Source organism: Streptomyces sp. NPDC001668, assembly GCF_042893155.1.
Classification (GTDB): Bacteria; Actinomycetota; Actinomycetes; order Streptomycetales; family Streptomycetaceae; genus Streptomyces.
The window spans coordinates 786,974-811,882 of record NZ_JBIAUQ010000003.1; the positions used below are offsets into that span (position 1 = coordinate 786,974).

General features: G+C 68.8%; 15 protein-coding genes. 5 read left to right on the forward strand and 10 right to left on the reverse strand.

All coding sequences use genetic code 11. The features are described from left to right. Positions 1–58: 58 nt before the first annotated feature. Positions 59–1,111 carry a FecCD family ABC transporter permease gene (locus ACFYZ8_RS13310; RefSeq protein ID WP_388535097.1) on the forward strand — a complete coding sequence of 351 codons (1,053 nt, stop codon included), beginning with the start codon at positions 59–61 and terminating at the stop codon, positions 1,109–1,111. Between the two features lie 342 nt (positions 1,112–1,453). Here ACFYZ8_RS13310 and ACFYZ8_RS13315 read toward each other — a convergent pair whose 3' ends face one another. Beyond that, positions 1,454–2,494, reverse strand: coding sequence for an NAD(P)-dependent alcohol dehydrogenase (locus tag ACFYZ8_RS13315; RefSeq protein WP_359030056.1), 1,041 nt, complete (start codon positions 2,492–2,494; stop codon positions 1,454–1,456). Positions 2,495–2,677: 183 nt separating this feature from the next. Here ACFYZ8_RS13315 and ACFYZ8_RS13320 point away from each other — a divergent pair, with 183 nt between their 5' ends. Continuing rightward, the gene (locus ACFYZ8_RS13320) at positions 2,678–3,580 is read left to right on the forward strand and encodes a helix-turn-helix transcriptional regulator (RefSeq protein WP_359030055.1); all 903 of its coding nucleotides are present in this window, start codon (positions 2,678–2,680) and stop codon (positions 3,578–3,580) included. Between the two features lie 8 nt (positions 3,581–3,588). Here ACFYZ8_RS13320 and ACFYZ8_RS13325 read toward each other — a convergent pair whose 3' ends face one another. From ACFYZ8_RS13325 to ACFYZ8_RS13350, 6 genes are all read right to left on the reverse strand, one after another. Further along, positions 3,589–4,359, reverse strand: a complete 771-nt coding sequence (locus ACFYZ8_RS13325) for a group II truncated hemoglobin (RefSeq protein WP_388535015.1) — start codon at positions 4,357–4,359, stop codon at positions 3,589–3,591. A 97-nt stretch (positions 4,360–4,456) separates the two neighbouring features. Then, positions 4,457–7,777, reverse strand: a complete 3,321-nt coding sequence (locus ACFYZ8_RS13330; protein WP_388535017.1) for a S8 family serine peptidase — start codon at positions 7,775–7,777, stop codon at positions 4,457–4,459. 187 nt (positions 7,778–7,964) lie between these two features. Beyond that, positions 7,965–8,648 (reverse strand): ABC transporter ATP-binding protein, encoded by a 684-nt coding sequence (locus tag ACFYZ8_RS13335; RefSeq protein WP_388535020.1) that lies wholly within the window; start codon positions 8,646–8,648, stop codon positions 7,965–7,967. Between the two features lie 261 nt (positions 8,649–8,909). Further along, positions 8,910–10,367: an ABC transporter permease gene (locus ACFYZ8_RS13340; RefSeq protein ID WP_388535023.1), complete on the reverse strand. Its 1,458-nt coding sequence runs from the start codon at positions 10,365–10,367 to the stop codon at positions 8,910–8,912. Between the two features lie 136 nt (positions 10,368–10,503). Next, complete coding sequence (locus ACFYZ8_RS13345) at positions 10,504–10,863, reverse strand: ATP-binding protein (protein WP_388535025.1); 360 nt, start codon at positions 10,861–10,863, stop codon at positions 10,504–10,506. After that, positions 10,755–11,039 (reverse strand): hypothetical protein, encoded by a 285-nt coding sequence (locus ACFYZ8_RS13350; RefSeq protein ID WP_388535100.1) that lies wholly within the window; start codon positions 11,037–11,039, stop codon positions 10,755–10,757. Before ACFYZ8_RS13350 ends, ACFYZ8_RS13345 begins: the two co-directional genes overlap by 109 nt. A 109-nt stretch (positions 11,040–11,148) precedes the next feature. Here ACFYZ8_RS13350 and ACFYZ8_RS13355 point away from each other — a divergent pair, with 109 nt between their 5' ends. Both ACFYZ8_RS13355 and ACFYZ8_RS13360 read left to right on the forward strand, forming a co-directional pair. After that, complete coding sequence (locus ACFYZ8_RS13355) at positions 11,149–12,012, forward strand: helix-turn-helix domain-containing protein (RefSeq protein ID WP_388535028.1); 864 nt, start codon at positions 11,149–11,151, stop codon at positions 12,010–12,012. Continuing rightward, positions 11,984–12,187, forward strand: a complete 204-nt coding sequence (locus tag ACFYZ8_RS13360) for a DUF397 domain-containing protein (protein WP_388535031.1) — start codon at positions 11,984–11,986, stop codon at positions 12,185–12,187. The genes ACFYZ8_RS13355 and ACFYZ8_RS13360 overlap by 29 nt, the downstream gene beginning before the upstream one ends. A 42-nt stretch (positions 12,188–12,229) precedes the next feature. Here the strand turns inward: ACFYZ8_RS13360 and ACFYZ8_RS13365 are convergent, their stop codons facing one another. The 3 genes from ACFYZ8_RS13365 to ACFYZ8_RS13375 all read right to left on the reverse strand — a co-directional run bounded on the left by ACFYZ8_RS13365 (position 12,230) and on the right by ACFYZ8_RS13375 (position 20,261). Next, on the reverse strand, positions 12,230–12,961 hold the full coding sequence (locus ACFYZ8_RS13365) for a hypothetical protein (protein WP_388535034.1): 732 nt from the start codon (positions 12,959–12,961) through the stop codon (positions 12,230–12,232). Between the two features lie 9 nt (positions 12,962–12,970). Next, positions 12,971–13,246 carry a hypothetical protein gene (locus tag ACFYZ8_RS13370; protein ID WP_359030046.1) on the reverse strand — a complete coding sequence of 92 codons (276 nt, stop codon included), beginning with the start codon at positions 13,244–13,246 and terminating at the stop codon, positions 12,971–12,973. A 106-nt stretch (positions 13,247–13,352) separates the two neighbouring features. Continuing rightward, positions 13,353–20,261: an RHS repeat-associated core domain-containing protein gene (locus tag ACFYZ8_RS13375; RefSeq protein ID WP_388535036.1), complete on the reverse strand. Its 6,909-nt coding sequence runs from the start codon at positions 20,259–20,261 to the stop codon at positions 13,353–13,355. 546 nt (positions 20,262–20,807) lie between these two features. On the opposite strand from ACFYZ8_RS13375, the gene ACFYZ8_RS13380 reads away from it, so the two are divergent. After that, a complete protein-coding gene (locus ACFYZ8_RS13380; protein ID WP_388535038.1) occupies positions 20,808–24,806 on the forward strand; it encodes a hypothetical protein in 3,999 nt (1,332 codons plus the stop codon). The last annotated feature ends 103 nt before the right edge of the window (positions 24,807–24,909 follow it).

The window sequence follows — 24,909 nt, forward strand, 5'->3', positions numbered from 1 at the left end:
TCGCCCGCGCCAACGGGGTGCCGCTCCCTTCGGGTCGGGAGCCGCCCCGGCGGCACGACTGCCCGCGGCTGGGGCACCGGGCCGGACGACGACCGTCCTGCGGCCCCATCCCCGCGTCTCCCTCCTCGTCCACCGAAGGTCCGTCGCCGTCGCCCTCGTCCTGCTCACCTTCCTCCTCACCGTCATGGCCGCCTCCGCCTGCGTCGGCCGGACCTACGTCTCCCCCGCCGAGGTCTGGCACACCGTCCGCACCGGCACGGGCCCCCACGACCTCGTCGTCAACGAGCTGCGCGTCCCCCGGATCGTGCTCGGCGCTCTCGTGGGTGCCGCGCTCGGGCTGTCCGGGGCCCTCGTGCAGAGCGTCACCCGCAATCCGCTGGCCAGCCCCGACGTGATCGGTGTCGGGCACGGGGCCGCCGCCGCGACGGTGATCGCGCTCGCCACCGGGGCCGTCTCCTCGCCCGGCGCGATGCCGGCCGTGTCCGTCGTGGGCGGACTTGCCGCCGCCGCCCTCGTCTACGTGCTGGCCTGGCGGCGCGGTATGCAGGCCGGCCGGTTCGTGCTGGTCGGGGTGGGGATCGGGGTCGCCCTGTCGGCCGTCGTGCAGCTGTATCTCACCGACTCCGACCTCGAGGCCGCCGAGCAGGTCAAGCTGTGGCTGACCGGGAGCCTCAACGGGCGGGGGTGGGAGCAGGCCGGCCCCCTCACCGTCGTGCTCCTGCTGTGTCTGCCCGCACTGGCGTGGGCGAGCAGGGCGCTGCGGCCGCTCGGGCTCGACGCGGACACCGCTGCCGCGCTGGGCGTACGGGTGGACCGGGTGCGGCTCGGGCTGACCGTGCTCGGGGTGGTGCTCGCCGCGACCGCCACCGGGGCGGCGGGGCCGATCGGGTTCGTCGCGCTGACCTCGCCGCAGCTGGCCCGGCGGCTGACCCGGGGTCCTCAACTGCCGCTGTTGTGCTCGGCGTTGACCGGCGCCCTGGTGCTGGTCGCCGCCGATCTCGCGGCCCGGACGCTGCTTCCGCCGCTGGAGATCCCGGTCGGGGCGCTGACCTCGCTGGTCGGGGGGCCGTATCTGCTGTGGCTGCTGGGACGGAGGACGGCGGTGCGCTGACGGGCCGCTGGACGGCGCTCTGCCGTACCGCACCGCCTCATCGACCTGGTGCGCCCACCACCGCGACGGCTTCGGCGCGCGCTGGATCCCGGCTCCGCGGCAGAGCGAGGACCGCGAAGCGAGAACCGCCGAGCAAGAACCGCAGAGCGAGGACCGCGGGGCGAGAACCGCGGAGCGAGGCCCCGTCCCGGGGCGAGGCCGCCGCTGGGAACTCGCCGCGCGGCACCCGCCCGCGTGCTCCCGTTCGGGTGGGCCGTGGTGGGATCCGAGGCCGCCGGGCCCGTGCCCGTACGCCGAAGGGCCCCGGCACGGCGCCGGGGCCCTTCGGTCGAGCGGCGGGGATCAGATCGTCGCCGTGTCGATCACGAACCGGTAGCGGACGTCGCTGTTGACGACGCGCTCGTACGCCTCGTTGATCTCCGACGCGGCGATCAGCTCGATCTCGGCGCCGATGCCGTGCCCGGCGCAGAAGTCCAGCATCTCCTGGGTCTCGGCGATGCCGCCGATCATCGAACCGGCGAGGGTCTTGTTGCCGCCGATGAGGGAGAACAGGTTCAGCGCGATCGGCTCCTCGGGGGCGCCGACGTTGACCAGCGCGCCGCCCGTCTTGAGCAGGCTCAGGTAGGCGCCGAAGTCGAGCGGCGCGGAGACCGTGGAGAGGATGAGGTCGAAGGAGCCGGCCAGCTCCTTGAAGGTGTTCTCGTCGCTGGTCGCGTAGTAGTGGTCGGCGCCCAGCTTGAGGCCGTCGTCCTTCTTGCGCAGGGACTGGGAGAGGACGGTGACCTCGGCGCCCAGCGCGTGCGCGATCTTGACGCCCATGTGGCCGAGACCGCCCAGGCCGATCACGGCGACCTTCTTGCCGGGGCCGGCGCCCCACTTCTTGAGCGGGGAGTAGGTGGTGATGCCGGCGCACAGCAGCGGGGCGGCCTCGTCGAGGGCCAGGCCCTCGGGGATGCGGACGACGTAGTTCTCGTCGACGACGACCTTCTCGGAGTAGCCGCCGTAGGTGGGCTCGCCGTCCTTGCCGATGCCGTTGTACGTGGGGACGTTGCCCTGGAGGCAGTGCTGCTCGATGCCGGCCTTGCAGTTCTCGCACTCGCCGCACGAGTCGACCATGCAGCCGACGCCCACGCGGTCGCCGACCTTGTACTTGGTGACACCGGGGCCGACCTCGGAGACGATGCCGGCGATCTCGTGGCCCGGGACCATCGGGAAGATGGCCTCGCCCCAGCCCTCCTGGGCCTGGTGGATGTCGGAGTGGCAGATGCCGGCGAACTTGATGTCGATCAGGACGTCGTGCTCGCGGACCGCCCGGCGCTCGATGGTGGTGCGCTCCAGGGGAGCCTTCGCGGCGGGAGCGGCGTATGCGGCAACAGTGGTCATGAGGGGGGTTCTCCTCGGGAAGGTGCGTGCCCGGCTGCCTTCTGTCTTGTCTTTCCGTCCGGGCACGGTCTCCAGCCTGCCCCAGGATTCGACATCCACCCAGGTCACCACTCTGCCTACGTCCAGCGGTCCTACTACTGGCGGGGACAGGATGGTGGGCGTACGACCGTGAATACTTGACCCATGGACGACATGGCCGAGGGACTGCCCGGAGGGGGCTCACTGGACCGGCGTGCCGAGCTCAGCGAGTTTCTGCGCACCCGGCGGGCCCGGCTGAAGCCGGAGGACGTGGGGCTGCCGGACTTCGGGCGGCACCGCAGGGTGCCGGGGCTGCGCCGCGAGGAGCTGGCGCAGCTGGCGGGCGTCTCTGTGGCGTACTACACACGACTTGAGCAGGGCAACGGGCGGAACGTCTCCGCGGAGGTCCTCGACTCGATCGCCCGCGCCCTCCGGCTGACCGACGCCGAGCACGCGCACCTCACGCATCTGGCGAAGCCCAAGCAGCACAAGAAGAAGACGGCCACGCGTACCCAGCAGGTGCGCGGGTCTATCCGGCAGCTGCTGGACTCCATCGAGGTCCCGGCGTACGTGTCGGGGCGGCGCTCGGACATCCTCGCCTGGAACCCGATGGCGGCCGCGGTCTTCGGGGACTGGGCGCGGCTGCCGGTGCAGGACCGCAACTGGGCCCGGCTGGTGTTCCTGCGCCCGGAGTACCGCGACCTGTTCGTGCCGTGGGAGCAGAAGGCCACCGACATGGTCAGCTATCTGCGGATGGACGCGGGCTGCCATCCGGACGATCCGCTGCTGTCCGCTCTCGTGGGTGAACTCTCCGTCAAGAGCGAGGAGTTCCGGCGCCTGTGGGCCACCCACGACGTCAAGGAGAAGAACTTCGGCGTCAAGCAGCTGCGCCACCCCCTGGTCGGCGAGCTGACCCTGAACTTCGAGTCGTTCCCCCTGTCCGACGGCACCGGGCAGGCGCTGATCACCTACCACGCGGAACCGGGCTCCCCGTCCGCGGAGGCACTGCGGCTGCTGGCGAGCTGGGGCGCGGACGCGACCCGGGCGGGCGAGTCCGCGCGCTCCTGACCCGCCGCTCAGCCCTGGTACGGCGGTGCCGCCCCCCAGTTCCACTTCGGTACCGGCTGCTCCGCGGGCGGCTTGGCGTCCGGTCCCGAGAAGTGGACCGCGAGCCGGGTGCCCCACTCCACGTAGGCGAGGAACGCCGAGCGGAACTCCGCGTCGGTGGGCAGGCCGGCCTCGTCGGCCGCGTCCTGGATGAGGTTGACCCAGCGGCGCCGCTGCGCCTCGGTGATGCCGCGGCCCAGGTGCTTGGCGACCATGTGTCCGTGGCCGCCCTGGGTCTCCGAGTAGGCGGTCGGCCCGCCGAAGACCTCCGCGAGCCACAGGGCGACATGCTCGGCGTGCTCGGGGGCCAGGCCCTCGAACACCGGGGCCAGGAGGTCGTCGGCGAGGACCTTCTCGTAGAACACCGTCGTGAGCCGGCCGAAGGCCTCGGCACCGCCCGCCCAGGCGAACAGCGTGGGCACGGCGGCGCCCCGTCCCCGTACCGCCGTCGGCTTGTAGTGCCGCATCTCCTCGATGCTCTCGACGTACGGCCGGATCTCGGCGAGGAAGTCCGGGAACAGCTCCGACTTCCGGAAGCCCTCCACGTGGTCCTCGGTGGAGGTCCAGGTGATGCGCAGGACGTAGTGCTCGAAGTCCTCCTCGCAGCGCGCCAGTTCGTAGTCGACGCACTGCGGGGCCGCCGCCAGCTGGGCCGAGGCGTGGGTGTAGGCGGACAGGAACTCCGCCGAGCGGTCTTCCGGGATGCGGTAGCGGATGTACTCGACGGTCTCTGTGGTCATACGGCCACTCAAACACGGGTCGCCGCCGGAAGCACAGCGCGAAGGGCCCGCCGGAAGCAGTGCTCCGGCGGGCCCCTCGACTACCGCTTCCTACAGGTCACTTCCCGTAGTACGCGTTGTAGATCGAGATCGTCGACTTGTTGCCCTTCTTGTCGGCGATCTTGGCGTGGAAGGAGATGGCCTTCCCCTTCGCCGGGTTCTTCACGGTGATCTTGCCGCCCGAGACCGTGACCTTCTTCCAGGTCTGGCCGTAGTCGTACGACACGTACACCGCGAGGGACTTCAGGTTGGAGCCCTTGGCGGAGCCCTCGACGGTCAGCGGGATCTTGACCGTCTTGCCGGCCTCGACCTTGTTGTCCAAGCCCGTCTGCGCGTTGAAGCGGACCATGGAGGCCGGGAGGGTGGCCGTCTTGTTGGCGGCCGGCTTCTTCGACTTGAACTCCCAGCTCGCGTCGATGCGGGTGGAGGCCTCCGCGACCTTGACGCTGCGCTTGACCGAGGTGGTCAGCTTGTACGACGCCTCGCCCGACGGGACGGCGAACGCCTCCCCGCCGAACAGCGGGTCGTCGTTCGTGCCCACCTTGGTGCCGTTGCGGTACAGGCTGGTGCTGACCGCGGTGAAGTCCGAGGAACCGGCGTGCCCGGCGCCGTCGGAGAACAGCGGCACGTATCCGTAGACGCTGTTGGCTTCACGGAAGAGCCCGTAGTCCTTGTTCAGGTGCGGACCGAAGACCGCCGTGTTGAAGCGCTTCGCGTACTTCTGGCCCGCCTTGAAGGTCTGCGGGTTGCCCAGCGTGTAGTAGGCCTCCGAGATCGGGAAGCCGTCCGCGTCCTTGCCCTTGTACTGCGAGAAGTCGAACGACCACTGGATCTTGTCCGCCGTCGACAGGTACAGCGTGCGGGAACCCGGCAGCTTCTGCTCCACCGCCGTACCGAAGGTGAAGTCGTTGGGGAAGAAGCCCACCGGAGAGAGCGAGCCGGTCTTGCCGGGCGCGCCGGAACCCAGGTCGTTCTTCACCGTGGCGAGCTCGCTCGCCTTGAAGTGGCGGACCTTGCCGCCCTGGACCTTCTTGACGTCGGCACTGGTGGCCACGTCGTACTCGGCGTTGGCACCCTTCGTCCACTGGCCGCTCCAGGTCTGGTGCAGGCCGGAGACCTCCCCGCCGAGGGGCGCCACGCGGATGTCGTCGAAGGACTTCATGCCGACACCGATGCCGACACCCGCGGTGTCGTACATGTAACTGATCATGCCGAGCTGCTGCTTCGCCTGCGCGTCCGGGACGGTGATGTCCGCCGCCTTCGTCCGGCGGGCGTCGATCGTCACCGAGGTGTTCTTGGTGACGCTCAGCTTCGGCTGGACCAGCCAGTCCAGGCCGCCCGCGAAGTTCACGAAGTCCTTCGCGATCCAGGCGTCCAGGAGGTAGTTGCCCTTGGGGACCCGCATCGTCGTCGTACCGGAGTCGGAGATCGTCACCTGGTAGGCGCGGCCCTCGGCCAGGCCCGAGAAGCCGATCAGGACGGTGTTGTAGTCGGGGGTCGGCCGGCCGTCACGCCCGATGTGCTTGATCTTGACGTCGTACGACTCCACCTCGCGCTGCACCGCGGCCGCCGTGCGGACGGTCTGGCCGCCGCCCGTCGCCGTCACGTACGCGGAGTAGGCGCCGTCGAGCGTGCCGCCGAGCTTGGTGTTGACGCTCATGCCGACGGAGGCCTTGCCGCCCGCCGGGACCGTCACCGTGGTGGCGGCGAGCTTGAAGAAGCCGGCCGGGGCGGCCTGCCCCTTCGGGTTGGTGGCCGTCGACGTCAGCTTCAGGGTGACGTCCTTCGTACCGAGGTTGCGGTACGTCAGCTGCTTGGTGACCGGCTTGTCGTCGGTGTGCGGCCACTGCTGGGTGCCGAAGCTCACCGACACCGGGTCGGCGACGACGGTCTGCTTGATGGCCTTGTCGACCTGGATACGGCCCGAACCCTGCTGGAACGGGGTGTACTTGCCGCCCTTGGCGGAGCCCGTCAGGGCGCCCTTCAGCTCGCTGTAGCCCCAGTCCGGGTGCTCCTGCTTGAGGATGGCCGCGGCGCCCGCGACATGCGGGGTCGCCATCGACGTACCCGAGATGGTCAGGTAGCCGGGCGGGTTCTCGCCGACCTCCTGGTCGATGACGCTGCCCTTGGCGGCGGCCGCCGTGATGTCCACGCCGGGCGCGGTGACGTCCGGCTTGATCGCGCCGTCGCCGGCCCGCGGGCCGGTGCTGGAGAAGTCGGCCAGCTTGTCCTTGTCGTCGACGGCGCCGACGGTGAGCGCGGCGTCCGCGCTGCCCGGCGAACCGATGGACTCCGGGCCGGAGTTGCCCGCGGCGATGGCGAAGAGGATGCCCTTGTCGGCGGAGAGCTTGTTGACCTCCGCCTCCAACGGGTCGATCTCCGGGGTGTCCTGGCCGCCGAGGCTGAGGTTGACGACGTCGGCGCCCTGCGCGGCCGCCCACTCCATGCCGGCGAGGATGCCGGAGTCGTCACCGGAGCCGTTGTCGTCGAGGACCTTGCCGTTGAGGATCTTGGCGCCGGGCGCGACACCCTTGTACTTGCCGTTGGACTTGGCGCCGGTGCCCGCCGCGATGGACGCGACGTGCGTGCCGTGACCGAAGTGGTCGGTGGCGTCGGCCGCGGTGGAGAAGTTCTTGGACTCGATCACCTGGCTCTTGAGGTCCGGGTGGGTCGCGTCGACACCGGTGTCCAGTACGGCGATCTTGACGCCCTTGCCGTCGTAGCCGGCCGCCCAGGCCTTGGGGGCGCCGATCTGCGGCACGGACTTGTCGAGGCTGGCCTTGCGGGTGCCGTCGAGCCAGACATGGGCGATGCCCGAGGCGGTCCGGTCACCGTTGGTGACCGCGTCCCAGAGCTCGGGCGTCTCCTTCTGCGGCGTCTGCACGGCGTCCGCGTTGAGCGTCGTCAGGGTCCGCCGCAGGGTGCCCGCGTCCCGGACGTCGGCCTTGGCGGCCGTGGCGGCGCCCTGGTAGCCGACGATGACCTTCAGTCCCTTGGCCTGGGACGTGCGGGTGGCGGCCTTGTTGAGCTCGGTGATGTCGAACAGCCGCTGGTCGAGCTTGCCGCTCGCGACCAGCCGGACGGCGTCCGCCGGGATCACGAGCGTGTGCCCGTCGGTCTTCCGGATCTGGACGGGTATGTGTTCGCGCCCCTTGGCCCGCTCCAGACCGACGACGCGGCCCTTCGCGTCCACGACCACGCGGTCACCGGTGATCAGGGTGATGCGGTGCTTGGGCGTGAGCTGCGCCTTGCTGGTCCGGGCGCTACTTGCCGTCTGCTGCGCGTCCGCCGCGGCCGGGCTGGTCATGCCCGCCGCGAGCGCTACCGCGGCCGCCGTGGCGATCGTGGCCGCGCATGCCTTTTTCACTTGTCTGCGCAAGATTCCCCCTTGCAGAAGGACCGGGTGAATTCCCCGTTCACCCGGGCGGGGGGAGAATCGCACGCCTATGCGTGCACCCCCCGTGCTCGCAGTATGCCGAGGGGTGATCACGACCTCAAGAGACAGCACTCCGACAGCAAAGGCTGTTACAAGACTGCCGGATTCAGGGGGAGTTGGGGTTGATCGTTCAGGTGGCGGCGTTCTCCTTCACGGTGATTCTCCCCTTCCGGATCGTCGCGAGACGCGGGGCCTTCCTCGCGATGGCGGAGTCGTGGGTGACCATGATGAAGGTCAACCCCAGCTCCTTCCACATGCGTTCGAGTACCTCCATGATCTCGTCGCGCATCGACTCGTCGAGGTTGCCGGTGGGTTCGTCGGCGAGGAGCACCTTCGGCTGCTTGACGAGGGCGCGGGCGATGGCGACGCGCTGCTGCTGCCCACCGGACATCTCGGAGGGCAGATGCGCGAGCCGCTCACCGAGGCCGACGGAGGTGAGCGCCTCCGCGGCCCGCTCCCTCCTCTCCTTCGCCTTCACACCGAGGGGTACGAGGGCTGTCTCGACGTTCTCCTGGGCGGTGAGGGTGGGGATCAGGTTGAAGGACTGGAAGACGAAGCCGACGTTCTCACTGCGGACCCTGGTCAGCCTGGCCTCGGACAGCTTGGCCAAGTCGGTCCCGTCCAGCACGACTTCGCCCTCCGTGGGCTTGTCCAGTCCGCCCAGCATCTGGAGGAGGGTGGACTTGCCGCCGCCGGTGGGGCCCTGGATGACGAGACGGTCCCCGTCGGGGATGGTGAGGTCCACGCCTGCGAGCGCGTCGACGGTGTCCTTGCCTCGGGTGTAGCGCTTGGTGACGTTTCTGAGTTCGTACATGGTTCGGTGCTCCTGAGGTGTTGGTCCGAGGGTGCGTGGTGCGTGGTGCGTGGTGCGCGGTTGGGGTTCGGCTGCGGGTGGGTGGGGGCTGGTCGCGCGGTTCCCCGCGCCCCTGGGTGGGTGGAGTCGCCGTCGCTCGACATGTCGCCGTTGGTGCGGGCAGGCGTGCCGCTGGGGTCGCTCCCCACCCACGGAGAGCGGCCCCCGCCCAGCGGCGGCGAGCGGAAACCTGCCCCCCGCCCAGCCGCAGCCGACCGCCCGCTACTCGACTCGGCGCAACGCGTCCGCCGGACGCAGGCGAGACGCGCGCCAGCCGCCGAAGGCACCGGCGATGAGGCCTCCGGCCACCGCCAGGGCCACCGCGACCGCCACTGTCGTCAGGCTGACCGGGGCCGTCAGGGCGACGTCGAGCGTCTTCGCGGCCGCCTCACGACGGAAACCACCGAAGCCGCCTCCGCCGCCGGGACCGCCCGCGCCCCCGCCGCCCAACTGCGCCTGCAGCGTCGGGCTGACGGCCGTCACGGCGTACGCGCCCGCGAGCCCGAGCGCGATGCCCAGCGCCCCGCCCAGCAGGCCGTTCACCATCGCCTCGCCGACGACCTGCCGGGTCACCCGCCCCGACTTCCACCCCAGCGCCTTGAGCGTGCCGAACTCCCGCACCCGGCGCGAGACGGCGGAGGAGGTCAGCAGACCGGCGACCAGGAAGGCGGCGACGAGCACGGCGATCGACAGCCACTTGCCGACATTCGCAGCGAGCGAGGACGCCGTCGACAGCGACCCCGACACCGTGTCCGCGAGATCCGCCGAGGTCGTCACCGTCGTACCCGAGACGTTCTTCTGGATGGCCGACTTGACGGAGTCGATCTTCTGCGAGTCGGTCGCCTTGACGTAGATCGTGGTGACCTTGTTCTTCGCGTCGCCGAGCGTCTGGGCCTGAGTGAGCGGGATATAGACGTTGGCGGCCGCGTCCCCGCTGTCCGCGGTGGCGACGCCGATCACCTTGAACTTGACGTTCTTGATGGTGACGGTGGAGCCGACCTTGAGCTTCTTCTCCTTGGCGTACGCGGAGTCGAGCACCGCGACCTTGGCGTTCGTCTCGGCCGAGGTGAACGTACGTCCGCTGGTGATCTTGGAGGAGGTCAGCGGTCCGAGGGCCGGCTTGGTGACGTCGGCGCCGTAGACGGAGTAGTTGTTGACGTCGAAGTCGGCGCCGCCGCCCCGCACTTCACCCTGCGGCTGCCCGGTACCGCCGCCGCCGCGGCCGAAGCCGCCCGCGCCGCCCCCGGTGCCGTTCTGCTGGAACTCGCCGCGGGTGAACTGGCCGTTGATCTTGATGACTTGCAGACTCAGCCCGCCGACCGCGTCGGAGACACCGGTCTGCCGGTCGACCTTGGTGACGGTCGAGGTGGGCAGGGTCTGGAAGCCCTGCACCATCACGCGGTCGCTGCTCTGCTCCGCGCCGGAGCCGTTGTCCTGCGCGTCGAACCGGAAGCGCGGCCGGTCCGAGGAACCGGCCTGCGGCTGGGCCGCCTTGGTGACGGTCATGTCGGTGCCCAGCCCGTAGAGCGACTGGAGCACCTTGTCCTGGGCCTTCCCCATGCCGGAGGACACGGAACTGACCACGATGACCAGCGCGATCCCGAGCGCGAGCCCGGAGGCGACGACGAGGGCCGCCTTTCTGCGGCGGCGCAGTTCGCGCCTCAGGTAGGTGAAGAACATGGCCGCAAGCTAGGTACGGCGCGTGATGACTCCATAAGCCCCATATAAGAGCTGCATGAGAAGGCTGTCAGGGAGCCAGGCAGGACCTCGGACGAGTCTGTCAGGAACGCGGCTGCGGCGGACCGACCGTGCTGGTTCACTGCCCCGGCCCTTCCAGTTCGCACCACACCGTCTTGTGGTCGACGCCCTGTTCCACGCCCCACCGCCGGGCCACCCTGTCGAGGAGGGCGAGGCCGCGACCGGACTCGTCCACGGCGGTGGCCCGCAGCAGGACGGGCAGGGTGCGCGGGTGAGGGTCGGTGACCTCGACCCTCGTGTGGCCGTGATCCGTGCGCAGGACCCGGACGGTCACCGGGGTGCCCTCGCCCAGATGGTCGATCACGTTCGTCAGCAACTCGCTCGCACACAAGCGGACTTCGCAGCTGTGGTCACCGAGGAGACCGCGTACCTCGGGTACGGCCTTGGGGAAGGCGAGCAGGTCGAGTTCGAAAGGCACTGTCCGGCCGCCTCGCGGAGGGCGGCGGCGAGTTCACGGGCCGTGCCGACGTTGCAGTCGCCCAGGGCGATCAGCGCCAGGACGCCGACGCGGAGCGAGGGCAGCGTGATGCCGTGCAGGGTGAGAGCCTCACGGAGTTCCTCCAGGCAGAGGGTGGTGTCGTACGGGGTGTGCATGAGTCGGCGCCTCCTGTGCGCTGTGTGACGAATCGCTCACAGACTGACGTGAAGCTGGCTACCGTGAAAGGGAGTTCGCGTTCGCGACCTGCGCTGCGAAGGGGGAGCGATGGCACAGCGCAAGGACATCGACGGCTCGATGAGTGTCCCGACCTTCTACGGCAAGGAGCTGCGGTGGATACGGGAGGCGGCGGGACTGTCTCTGGAGGCGTTGCTCGAAGGAAGCTTCTTCGGCAAGACGTATCTCAGCGACATCGAGCGCGGGGAGCGACGGATGCCGGTGGAGTTGGCTCGGCACGTGGACAAGGTGCTGGGGACGGACGGGTTCTTCGAGCGGCACTGTGAGGATGTGCGGAAGGCGCGGAGGGCGGGCCACGCCGGGTACTACGAGAAGGCATTGGAGGCGGAGAAGCACGCCAAGACCATCGAGGTGTGGGGCCCCACCATTCTTCCGGGGCTGCTCCAGACTCCGGCGTACGCACGGACCGTGGTCAGGGCTACTCATCCGCTGGCCCTCGGCGAGGAGGTGGAGGAGAAGGTCACCGCCCGCATGGCGCGGGGCTGTCTCTTCGATAGAGACCATCACACTCCGTCGTACCGGGCGATCCTGCACGAGTCACTGGTCACCGACCCGGTCCCGTCGCCGCCAGAGATGGCCGAGCAGCTCGACCGGATCGTGGCCCTCGCCGAACGGCGTCGCATCGCTACGCAGATCGTTCTGCGGAAGAGCGGCCCGCACCCCTTTATGCTCGGCACCGCCATGATCATGACTTTCCCGGCCGCCCCACCGCTCTTCTACACGGAGTCGCTGCACAGCGGGGACACCATCGACGATCCGCCCCTCGTGGAGGAGTACCGCAGGTCGTACGATCTGCTCAGGGCCGTCGCACTGTCACCGGATACGTCCCTGGCCATGATCAAGGCAGCCGCAGAGGAATACCGAAATGGCAAGCAACCGGATCGACTTGAGTGACGCGCTCTGGCGCAAGTCGAGCTACAGCAACGGCGACGGCGGCGACTGCGTCGAGGTCGCCGACAACATCCCCGGCCTCGTCCCCGTCCACGACTCCAAGGTCCCCGACGGCCCCGCCCTGCTGCTCACCGCCGGCGCCTGGGCGCCGTTCGTCGAGGCACCCAAGTCGGATTGACGTCACAGCTCCCGCCGGGCGAGCGTGCCGGCGCCACGGCACTCAGGGAGTTGCTGCCCCCACCTTGACGTGTTGCATCCGTTCCGCCGTCGTCGATCCGGTCCCGGGGTCGTCTCCCGTGACGTTGAAAGTCGCGAAGTACTCCACCGTGCTTCCGACAGAGCCGACGTCCAGGTAGACGGGCAGGGTGTGGTTCCCGATCTCCATGGTCAGCCGAAGGGTGATGGTGTTGTCTGCTCTCAGGTAGCCGTTGTACTGCGCCACCCCGACGCGCTGCTCCCCGCCGCCACCCGACCCATTGAAGCCCTTGCACTGCAGGGCCGCGTCCGCCAGCCGGGCCATGACCTTGTCGGCATCCCCGTCGGCATACGAGGCGAGCCGCACCCGGACCATGACCCCCGACCGATCCTCAGCCACCGCACTACGCTCCACGGCGGCCACCGCCTTGACGGCGCCGCTCTGACTCAACGCGTCGGCAACGGGCTGACACACCGCCTTGTCGGCCACCGTCCGAGCCCCACCGACAGGCCCGGCCGCCGACTTGGGAACAGTCACCTCCCACCCCGGTACGTCATCCTTCTCGATCGCGGCGCTCTCCAACTGGGTCCGCGTCAACGCCGCCTTCCCGGCGGAGACACCCACTTTCGCAGCGGCAGCCGTACCGGTCGCCCCCGCCGAAGGCTTCGCCGCCCTGGAGTCGTGCCCGCATCCCGAAACAACGAATACCAAGCCGACCACGATCGCGGCCCGCACTACGCCTGCACGTCTACTCACCAGTTCCCCTTAGCCGACAACCAGCACTACACGGGCGGCCCAGTTGAGTTCGTCGACAAGCACGACTAGCCCACCCTCGCCGCGCCGACCAAAAGTCAACACAGCCTTTCCGTCAGAATCCTGGATGCGGATTTTTCCGGAGCGGGACCCGAACACGCCGGAGAAAGCCTGCACCAGACCCTCGACCACATCCTTCGGTGCGTCCCTTCGATAGACGGCAACCTCCACAGGCCCGTCGACAATGCTCTGAACCGCTACATAAAGCGACTCCTCGTCGACGTGCACGTATTCAGTCGACGCGTCCCAACCATCGTGAGATGCCCTGCTCTCAGAGTCTTCCACTACAAGAAGTCCATGGTCGAACCGAGTAACGAAAGAACCCAAGAGATTTTCATGGCTGGTAGTCATAGTGATCCCTGTTCAGTTGCCGAACTATTCCACCCTGCTGTCGAGCACACGGAAGACAGTGAGGATATGCCGTCTGCGGTGTCCCGGGAGCTACGGCACTTGTCGCCGGCTGGTGATCCGGAATCCAATTCCCGGATTTTGTTCCTGGATCCGTGGTACCGCATACGTGACAGCCGTGGGTATCCCCGGCTTCATTTACGAGATCCCGTACGCCAGGCGCATCAATATCACCATCCACCAGCCCAACTCCCTCGCGGGCATGTGCACCAGCGCCGAGTGTCTGATTCACCACGCAGGCTTCATCCACGTTGTGGACGAGAATGAGAGCGTCGCCTGCCCGCACATAGTACGTATGAAGGTCACCGACAGTGAGGTCGTACGTCGTCTCATTCTGGTGAAAGTTGCGGACGCCAGTCACCGTGACGGTCGTGCCGTCCGCCGTGCGAAGCTTCGTGCCCGGAGTGAGGTCGTGGGCATCGACCCACCGGTGGTGGGTGGCGTCCCAGAAGGGATGGTGCCAGGTGGCCGTGAGGGTCTGCTTGGCTGTGGTCTCAGCCTGCTGTGGCGGGCCCCGTGTCGGTGCCGTGTCCAGCGTCAGCGTCGTGAAGTCCCTGTCCGTCTTCGTGACGATGACGCCCTGGACCTTCTCCGGAGCCGTGACCCCGGTCTGCGGGTCGGTCGCCAGGACCGTGTCGCCGGCCTTGAGCTTGCTGATCGGTTTCGACGTGCCGTCCGCGAGGCGGACCTCCGTACTGGGCACGAAGCTGTGCACCGAGCAGCCCACGGCCTCGGTCGCGTCGGCTTCCGCGCCCTCCGCCGCCCGCGCCTCCGCGAACCCGCGCTCCGCCCGCACCGCGTCCTCGGCGATTCTCGCGGCCTCCTCCGCGTCCTTCACCGCCGTATAGGCACGATCCAGCGCCCGCCAGATCTTGAAGGCCTCCACCCCGACCTTGATGGCCTTGAAGACCTTCCCCCAAGGCACCGCCGTGAGGGCCGTGTTGACGCAGCCCATCACATCGCCCTTGGTGAAGCAGTTGTAGGCGTCGGTCAGACCGATGACGTCCGCGACCAGGCTCAGCAGCTGGTGCTTGAACCCGGACACCTGCTTCTTCGCCGCCGCGGCGGCCGCGCTCGCGGTGGCCTTGGCCCGCTGCGCCGCCTTCACCTCGGCCTGTGGGTCGTACGTCTTGCTGTTGATGTTGCCGCCACCGGCACCCGTGCCGTGCCCGAGCGTGTGCCCGTCGGTGCACCGGCCGTGGTGGCAGTACGCGGTGTTGCTGCCGCCCGGGTCCACCGGACCCGTCGTCACATACCGCGTCGGGTTGCTCTTGCTGCCCCCCGTGCCGCCGATCGGATAGCCGACCCCGCACTGGTCCGCCATGCACAGACCCGACGGGTCGGACTCGGTGACCGGGGAGTCGCCGGCGTAGTCGTAGGCGTTCCAGGTCTGCGGTGAGCCGGTGTCGAGGATGGGGTCCGGGCTGAGGAAGCGGCCGATCGTCGGGTCGTACTCGCGGGCCCCGAGGTTGGTCAGGCCCGTGTTGTCGTCCTCGGTGCCGCCGACATAGCCGCGTTGGCCTGTCCAGGTCCCGGCGGACCGGTCACGGGTCTCACCGAAGGGCTTGTACTGCCGCCGGACCACCTGCTGCGTCTGCGAGTCGATCTGCAGCGTGCCGGTGCCCTGGCGGTCCGGGATCAGGTACGAGAACGTGCCGTCCGAGGAGTGCGTGCCGACCGTCTCGCCGGCGATCGAGATGTACCGCACGCCGTCCGCGCTGGTGGCCCCGGATTTGAGGGTGACCTCCTCGTCGCCCGTGTAGAGCGTGGTGGCGTCGGGGCTGCGGCGCAGCAGCAGCGTGCCGTCGGCGTCGTACAGGTACTTCGTGTCACCCGCCGAACCCGTCGAGGACAGCTCGGAGAGAGCGCCCTCATCGTTGTAGGTGAGGGTGTCGGTGCCCGCTCGGGTGGTCCGGGTGAGGGCGTTGCCGTCCGCGTCGTAGGAGTACGAGTTGGTGGTGTCGGCCGTCGAGTCGCCCGGTACGACCGTGTTCACCTGGGACACGGCGTGGGCCGGGCCCGCGCCCGCCGCGGCCGGGGCGTACGAGGATGTCGCGTCCTTGGCCGTGTCGCCCGAGGTGTCGTGGTCCACCTGGGTCGAGCGGGCACCCGTAGCGTTGTAGGCCCACGACTGCCAGTACGGCGACGGGCCGCCCACCGTCGAGGAGGCTCCGGGCGCCGGAGTGGCCGTGCAGTCGTCGGTCGCCGTCCACGCGGACTTCAGGCGCTGCGCCCAGTCGTAGGTGAAGCACTGGGTGTCGGTCCGGCCGGTCTCCAGCTTGTCGGCGATCTTCGTGACGTTGCCGGACGGCTGGTAGGAGTACGCCGTCTTGTCGGCGATCGCCGCGCCGGACTGGGTGATGGTGGTGGAGCTGGTCAGACGGTGGGTCTGGTCGTCGTAGTTCAGGGTTTGCTGGGCGAAGTTGCCGTCGGTCCCGTAGGTGAATTGGTAGGGCTCGTCGAACTCCGTGTAACTGAGTTTGTCGACGTAACTCCAAGTGCCGCCGGCCACGGCCGTGGGGCGGTCGAACGCGTCGTAGGTGTAACCGACCGTCTCCTCCGGCAGTTTGACGGCGGCCGGGTCCTGGTCGGTGTAGTTCTTCAGTGTGCCGGTGAGGTTGTACGTGTTCTGGTGGAGGTAGTTGCCCGCCAGCGCGCCCTCGGCCGCCGGGATGACGAGTTGGGTGGCCTGCGTCCAGCCGTGGCTGTCGTAACCGAGGACCTTCTCGGTGTAGGCCGAGCCGCTCGTTCCGCCGACGTAGCGGATGGACGCGGTGGGCCTGCCCTTCTTCAGTGTGTCGTAGGTCCACGCCGTGAGCTCGTTGGCGGTGGACTGCGCGACCCCGCCCGTGGTGTCGAACTCCGCCTTCTTGCGGCCCATTTCGTCGTACTGGTAGCTGATGGTCTTGCCGCGCGCGTCGGTCGTGGTGAGCAGCTGACCGGCGTTGTCGTAGGTGGACGACGAGTTGCCCGTGTCGGGGTCGGTCTGAGAGGTGCGGCGGCCGAGAAGGTCGTAGTGGCTGCTCCACGTGTTGCCCTGACCGTCGTCCTGGCCGGTCTGGTGTCCGTACCCGTCGTAGGAGTAGGTGACGGTGTCGGCGGCGCCGGTGGGTGTGGTGCCGTGGTAGCGCAGCAGTTTGACCAGCTGGTCGCGGGCGTCGGTGTAGGTGGTGGTGGGGGTCGCGCCGGCGGGCGGGGTGACGTCGACGCGGTCGGCGCCGGGGTAGGCGGTGGTGGTGCGCCAGGTCTCGGAGGCGAAGTGGTAGGCGATCGAGGCCGTGACCCGGCCCGCGCCGTCGTAGACCGTGGCGGTCTGGGACGGGGTCTGGTTGTCGGCCGCGTCGACCAGGTCACCGGACGGGGCGCCGGTGTTGTAGTACGCGTCGGAGCTGCTCACCGGCCAGCCGTGCGAGTCGTAGACGGTGTCGGTGATGGTGCGTCCGCCGTCCACCGTCGCCGTCTGGGTCTCGCGGGGGCGCAGCATCGCGTCGTAGATCGAGACGGAGGTGCGGTAGGCGTTGTCGTCGGTGAGGGTCTGGGTGGTGACCGTGGACGGCGCCGAGGGCGAGAGGTTGTAGCTGTACTTGGTGTTGGGGTTGTTGTCGGTGGGGAAGCCCGGCGCCCACACCGCGGTGAGGCGGCCGAGCGGGTCGTAGGTGCTGGTGGTGGCGTATCCGGCCGCGTCGGTCGTCTTCAGGTCCAGGCCATGGGCCGGGTCGAGCGTGGAGGTTGTCGTGAAGGCGGTCGTCTGGCCGGTGACCTTCGGCTGGGTGACCGAGACGGAGGTCGGGGACGCGCCGGTCGCGGGGGTGTAGGCCGTGGTCGTGGTACGGCCGTCGGCGTCGGTCTCGGTGCGTTCGCGGCCGTAGGTGTCGTAAGTGTTCTGCAGGGCCGTGATGTGGTGGATGGTGCCGTCGGAGGCGACCGAGTCGGCCTTCTGGACCATGGTCACATCGCCCTTGGTGGGCGCGGTGGTGTTGTCCGTGGCACCGTCGAAGAACGTCAGGTCGTCGCTGAGCAGGTCCTTCGTGTAGTCCGGAGTCACCGAGCACTTGACCGAGAGCTCCTGGACCCGGCGCGGCACCGGCAGCAGAATGCCGTCGCTACCCGCCGCGTACCAGGTGCGGGTGCACTTGTCGTCGGCGGATGTGGTGGTGTCGCCCTGGTCGTCCACTGCCGTGGGCAGCCCGGTCGCGCCGTCGATCGTGTAGTCGATCTCGGTGGTGCGCTTCGTGCCGTCGGCCTTGGTGGTGACGGTACGGACCCGAGCGATGTTGGTGCGGTGGGCGACCAGGGGGTCAAGGCCCGCGTTCGTACGGGTCTGGGTGGCCGTCACCGCCGAGCTCCAGGGGTCGGTGACACCGTCGGACAGCAGGGCGCCCCCGTCGCCGTTGTAGGACTGTGCCTCGAAGGTCTGGCCGGCCAGCCAGTCGGAGTCCTTCTGCGGATCGTCGTTCGCGGTGTCGTTGAGGGTCGAGCTGCGCGTGCCGGTGGAGGTCTTGTCACCGTCCATACCGCGGAAGAACGTCTCCCGGGAGAGGGTGATCGTCGCGGGGGACGTACCGGTGCGGGTCTCGACCGTTCCGTAGCCGCGCCACTGGTTCCAGGTGCGGTACTTCGCCTGGGTCAGCGGGTCGTCGCTGTAGTGCCAGGCGGGGTCGCCGAGGTACTTGTACGACGTCTGGACGGGGAGGCCGCCGCCCGTGGGGTCCTGTGCCGTCACGGAGTTGACGACGAACTTGTTGAACCAGTCCAGCTGCGGGGAGGTCTGGCCGGGTGGCGTCCAGTACTGCGGGTAGCAGCGGAGGTTGTTGCCGTCCTGGCTCGACGGCAGCACAGCCGTGCCTGTGCGGTGGCACTGCGGCCCCGTGTAGTTGACCGTGACCACCTCACCGGACTCGGTGGTGACGGTGGTGATCCGGTAGCGGGTGATCGGCTGGTAGCCGTCCAGTCCGTCGACCCGGTTGGCCAGCGCCTGCCCGGCGAACTTGACCGGCGGCAGATCGAGGCTGCCGCCGTCCTTGCCGGTGTGCACGATCTGGCTCAGCCAGAGCGACGGGGTGGTGGTGTCACCGGTCGACGGGAAGGTGTGGGTGAGCGTCCAGGCGTCGACGTCCTTGTAGGCGGTGCCGACCAGGACCTGGGTGCGGATACCCGTCAGTCGCCGGGTGGTGAAGAAGGCCGGCCCGTGGTTGGCGCAGGTGCCCGAGGACGGGCAGACCTGGTCCACGGGGACATCCGGCCAGTGCGAGGCGTTCGCTGTGGTCATCTTCGAGGACGCGCAGTCGAAGCCCGAGTCCGCGAGGCACCGCTCGGAGGTGTCGAAGAAGACCTGGGCCGCGGCCGGTGCGGTGCTGTCGTAGACCTTCCCGTCCAGCTGCCCGTACTGGATCTTGGCGAGGTAGCCGCCGCGGGAGTAGGTGGTCGGGGTGGTGGAGTTGTCCCGGCCGTAGTAGCCGGTCTCCGGCGTGTACCAGTAGCTGACGGCGTTGCCGTGCGGGTCGACGGTGTAGTCGAGGTTCCACCGGTAGCCCTGCTGGCACCAGGAATCGGCGAAAGCGGCGGCGTGGCAGGGCTCGCTGGTGTCGTTGCCGTAGACGGGGGCCGTGAAGACCGAGTTGGTGGTCGCCGCTCCGGTCGTCCAGCCGGGCAGGCGATTGCGGCCGAAGTAGTACTTGGCACCGTCGGCGGTGGTGACGACGAAGTACTCGTTGTCATTGTCGCCGTTGACCGTGTCGGTCTTGACCTCGATCTTCTCGCCGTTGTCGCTCTGGGGGTGCCAGGCGCCCGACTTGGTGTCGTGGACCAGGGTGTTGGAGGAGCCGTTCAGTGACAGCGTGAGGGTGTCGACGTCGTCCGACCAGCACTCGTCGGAGGTCTTCGGGGTGCCGTTCGCGGTGTCGTCGGAGCAGGAGGTGTAGCTCCTCTCGACGAAGCCCGGCGAGTAGTCCCAGCCGTCGCCGATCCAGGAGGACTGGGCGTTGGTCGAGGAGGTGCGGCCGTCGACGGCCTGCGAGCTGTAGTCCAGCGAGACGCTCGGGGTCAGGCTGCCGGGTACGTCCGGTACGGAGATCGGATACGAGTAGGTGAACGCGCCGGACGAGCCGCCCGCCGACCACTGGCCCGAAGAGGCGAGAGAGGTGGCCGCGTAGGTGCCACCGCCGCCGGACGCGGTCGCCTCCGCCGCGAGGACCATGGGCTGTGCGGTGGTGACCTGCGTCGAGACGGTCTGGGTCTTGGTGTCGTTGGTGGACGGCAGCGGGGTCTGCTGACGGCACTTGGCCGTTTGTGGGGTCGTGAGCGCGCAGGCCGGAAGCTGCACCAGGCGCAGCCGACCGGCCCAGTCGCCCCCGTAGGCGTCCTTGAACTCCGAGTAGTCCAGGCCGACTTGAGCAGCGCCTTGGTTGGTGGCCCGGTCCGGACGGACAGTGAAGACGACGCCGTGCAGACCGAGTTTCCGCGCCGCGGTCTGCCCGGGCATCGACACATCCAGGCGCGTGCCGGCAGCAGCCCGGTGCGCGCCCTTCGCCGGGGCGAGCGTCACCGGTACGGCACCGGTCCGCGCAGCGCCCTGTGCGGGGACGGCGACCTCGACCGTGCTCTTGACGGGCCAGGTCCTGTGCGCCCGGGCGGCGCTCCAGTGGGCCATCTGCGGGACCTTCGCGGCCTTGCCCTTGACCGGCGCAACGGGCACCGGGCGTTCTTTCGCGGCCTTGACGAGATAGTCGGCACGCCGCCCGGCAGCGGCGGCACCCGTAGGCGAGAGAATTCCCATCAGGAGACCGAGGGCGCTGATCGCGACGATCCAGAAGGCGGGCGCCCTGCGTATCCCCATGGTCTTTCTGTAAATCCGCAACCGAGAATTCTGACGCACTGCGGCCCCCCATTCCAGCACGGCTGTCGAGAGCTATTGGAACAGGCCGCGACCCACCTGTCACAGCCCGCACACATTTACAACAGGTATAGACATCGCCACGCATCGCCCCTTGTTCGACCAAATTTGACGGACGAACGCATCAACTCCCCCACCAACAGGGTCGATTGCTCAACAACGCCACCATCCAGCCCACGAGACAGCAAAGTTGCGCACACCATCCACACATCGGTGAAGCCCCCGCAGCACGACTTATCTCTGGCCCCGTTGTCGCCTCGACATAACTACGGGTAGCCTCCCTCGCGCCCACAGGCGTTTTCTCTCGGACTCAAACAGGGGGGGCAGATGTCCGACCGTTCCTGCCGGTTTTCATCCGGCATTCCATTCAGAAAGAGCCGGCGAATACCGGGCACATTCCTCGCCCTTGCCACAGTCAGCGCGCTCTGCCTGACTCCGCTCGCCGCTCAGCCGGCGTCTGCCGATTCCGTACCGGGCTCCGTCGCGGACGTGAACACCGGTCGGCCCGATCTGACTCCGGCACCGACGGACGACACCAAGCCGCCGGCGCCGACCGGCTCACTGCGCCCGTCCGACGACGGCGGCGACCTGACGTCCGCCGAGGAATCGGCACTGGCCGCCGCTCAGAAGCAGGCCACAGCGACCGGCAAGTCCGTCCAGGTCGACGCTCTGACCACCGAGACGGCGACCACGACAGCGAACCCGTCCGGCACGGTCACCTACGACTCCAGCCTGCTGCCCGTCCGGGTCCGCAAGGCCCACCACTGGGTACCGGTCGACGCCACCCTCCGGCGCAACGCCGACGGCACGTGGAGCCCGGAGGCCTCGGCCGAGCCGCTCGCCCTCTCCGGCGGCGGTACGACCCCGCTCGCCACCATGACCAGGGGCAAGGCGTCCCTCACCCTGTCCTGGCCGTACACCCTGCCCACCCCGCATGTCTCCGGCGCGAGCCTGACCTACCCGGACGTGCTGCCCGACGTGGACCTCATGCTCACCGCGGACACCCAGGGCGGCTGGTCCGAGGTCCTCGTCGTCAAGAACGCGACGGCCGCGGCCGACCCCGGGCTCGCCCGAATCGCCCTGACCACACAGGCCAAGGGCGTCACCGTCACCGACGACGGCCACGGCAACCTCGCTGCGACCAACCCCGACGGGCAGGTCCTCTTCAGCGCCCCGCAGCCGGCCATGTGGGACTCCAGCGGCACCGGAGCCACCTCCACGGCACCCGCGCCCAAGGCCCATGTAGCCCCCGTCAAGGGCCGGTTGCACGGCCGCACCCTCTCCCTGACCCCCGACACCAGGCTGCTCAGGGACGCCCGCACCAAGTTCCCGGTCTACATCGACCCGACCTGGAACCCGCACTACGCCAGCGGTGCCAAGCAGCACTACGTCGAGACCCAGCAGGGCTGCCCCACCGCGAAGAACTACGACTCCACCCAGTACGGCGATCCCGGCGTCGGCTACAACAGCTGGTCGGGCTGCATAGGCGTCGAACGCTCCTACTTCCAACTCGCCGTTCCCTCCGCCGTCTACGACTCTCACATCGTCTCGGCGACGGTCGACGCCAAGGAGAACTACTCCGCCAGCTGCAGCCTCTCCTCCGACGTCTCCCTCTACTGGTCCGGCGCGATCAGCTCCTCCACCACCTGGAACGCCAAGCCGTCCCTGACCAGCAAGCTGGCCACCAAGAGCTTCGGCCCGGCCTGCACCAGCGAGCCCTCCGGCGGTTTCCCGGTGACGTCGACGATCGCCAAGGGCGCCGCCGCACACTGGAAGAGCTGGACCTTCGCCCTGGTGAACAGCCAGAACAGCAGCGGTGACGGCAACTACTTCAAGCGGTTCGACAACAATCCCTCGATGTCCATCGAGTACAACCACGTCCCCAACAAGCCCGGCACGCTGGCCACCAAGGTCGGCTCCACCTCCCTCGGCTGCGGTACCGCCACGCCGTACCCGATCGTCGGCAAGACCCTCGCCACCACCCCGCCCACCCTCAACGCCAAGGTCAGCGACACCGACAAGGACGCTCTGGCCGCCACCTACTCGTACTGGGTGGGCAGTGGCTCGGCGACCACGACCGCCAGCGCGACCGTGGCCAGCGGCGCCAACGCGCCCAAGCAGCTGCCCTCGTCGTTCATGAGCGGCCTGGCCGACGGCAGTGTGGTGAGCTGGAAGGTCACCTCCAGCGACGGCAAGGACACCTCGGCGACCTCGGCGACCTGCCACTTCACCGTCGACCTCCACAGCCCCGCCCAGCCGACCGTCACCAGCGCGGACAACCTCTATCCGGAGGATCAGCCCGGCGCGACCGCGGCCGGCACCCCGGGCAACTTCACCGTCTCGGTGGACCCGGGCACCAACGGCAACAACGCCGCCAAGTTCCTCTACGGCCTGGACGCCGCCCCGCCCACGTCCAACACCCCGGCCGCGCAGACCAAGACGGCGGTCAGCAACAAGGCCACCATCACGGTGACCCCGGTGGCCCCCGGCACCCACACCCTCTACGTCTACGCGGTCGACTCCGCGGGCAACGTGTCCTCCCAGCAGCAGTACGAGTTCACCGCCGCCGGGCACACCACGAAGAGCTATGCCAGCCTGCAGGCGGCCTTCAACAACACGACCACCACCGACGACAGCGACCCCACCACCGCCGACGCGGACGGAGCGGGCGGCTCCCTCTCCCTCCAGGACCTCAAGGCGGCGGGGTGGCAGCCCGGCGGCAAGATCACCGTGGACGGCGCCACCTTCACCCTGCCCAAGTTCGGCGCCGGCACCGGCGACAACGTATTGGCCGCCAACCAGACCATCCAGATGAACGGCACGACCGGACAGGCCCTCGTCTTCCTCGGATTCTCGACGTACGGGTCCGTCGGCTCCCAGCACCAGGAGACGGACTTCACCAGCCCCGTCGTCCCCGACGGCACCAACAGCTCGGCCACCAACTGCAGTCTGGGCAACGGTACTTACGAGGACTGCGTCACTCCCAAGGGTTCCATCACCTACGGCGACGGCAGTTCGGACCGCTACTACCTGACCATGCCCGACTGGGTGGACGGTTCCGACGCCCTGGCCGCCGTCACCCTGCCGCACCGGAACATCCCCACCGGGCAGGTGACCCACAACACCAACATCTATGCCTTCGCGGTACCCCTGAAGGCCGGCGCCACCGTCAGCTCGGTGACGCTGCCGGACCTGGCCGACGCCGCGCGCAGGTACGTGCCGGGGATGCACATCATCGGCATGTCCGTGCGCGACACCACCACCGCCGCCAACAGCGCCGCCTGGACCGGTACCTGGAGCGCGCCCAGCGAGGGACTGTTCCGCTTCCCGGACATGGGGTCCTTCAGTAACCAGACCTTCCGCGAGGTCACCATGGCCAGCGCGGGCGGCGACTCGGTACGGCTGCGCCTGTCCAACGCCATCGGGACCGATCCGCTGTCCCTCGACCACGTGACGGTCGCCCCCTACGGCAACGGCGCCACCCTGGCCTCTCCACCGGTCGACGTCACCTTCGGCGGATCCAAGTCGGTGGTGATCTCGGAGGGCGGCGAGCTCTACAGCGACCCCATCCCCATGACGGTCGCGCCACGCGGGGTGATCACGACCAGCATCCACCTGGTGAACCAGGTGAACTACCTGGTCATGCACCCCTGGGCGGCAACCGACACCGTCGGCTACGTGAGCGCCGTCGGCAGCGGCGACCACACCACGGACACGGCGAACACGGCCTTCACGGGCACCGGAACGGAATCGGGCCGCTTCGCAGGCATCCTGACCGGCGTCGACGTCACCACCACCGACCACCGGCCCACCATCTCCGTCCTCGGCGACGGTCTCGTCAACACCCGCACCACGGGCACGACCGCGGGCTACACGACCTCACGTTTCAACCAGTGGCTGGCGTACCGGCTGGCCAACAACACCGACGGCATCCCGGTGTACGGCGTGGTGGCGTCCGGCATCGAGAACAACTACCTCGGCACCGACCAGGGTCCAGGCGCCGGAGGCCGCGCGGCACTCACCCGCCTCGACCGGGACGTCCTGTCCGTCCCCGGCATCCGCACGGTCGTGGTCACCCAAGGTCTTGAGGACATCGTCGCGGGCCATGACGACGTGGACATCGACAACGCGCTCGGCCTCCTGAGCGACCAGCTCAGAGGCTGGGGCATCAAGGTCGTCCTCACGACCCTCACCCCATGCGACGGCTACAGCCCTTGCACCACGGCCATCGACCAGAACCGCATCGACACCAACACCTGGATCACCGACCAGGTCAACTTCTCGACACCCACAGTCAGTTACGTCGACGCGGAAGCAGTCGTGGCGGTCACCGACACGGCAAGCACGGCGGATCCCCAGGCCCTGAAACTCGGCAACGACACGGCCCCGGCCGACTACGACTCCGGCGACCACGTCAACCTCACCACCGACGGCTACAGCGCCATCAGCGACGCGTACGACCTGACCTCGCTCGGCCCGGATACGTAGAGCGCACGTCGAACTGAGATGCAACGGCTGAGCTGCGCCTTTCCCGCAGCAACGTTGAGGGCGGCCACCCGATCGGGTGACCGCCCTCAAGCGACCTGGGTCA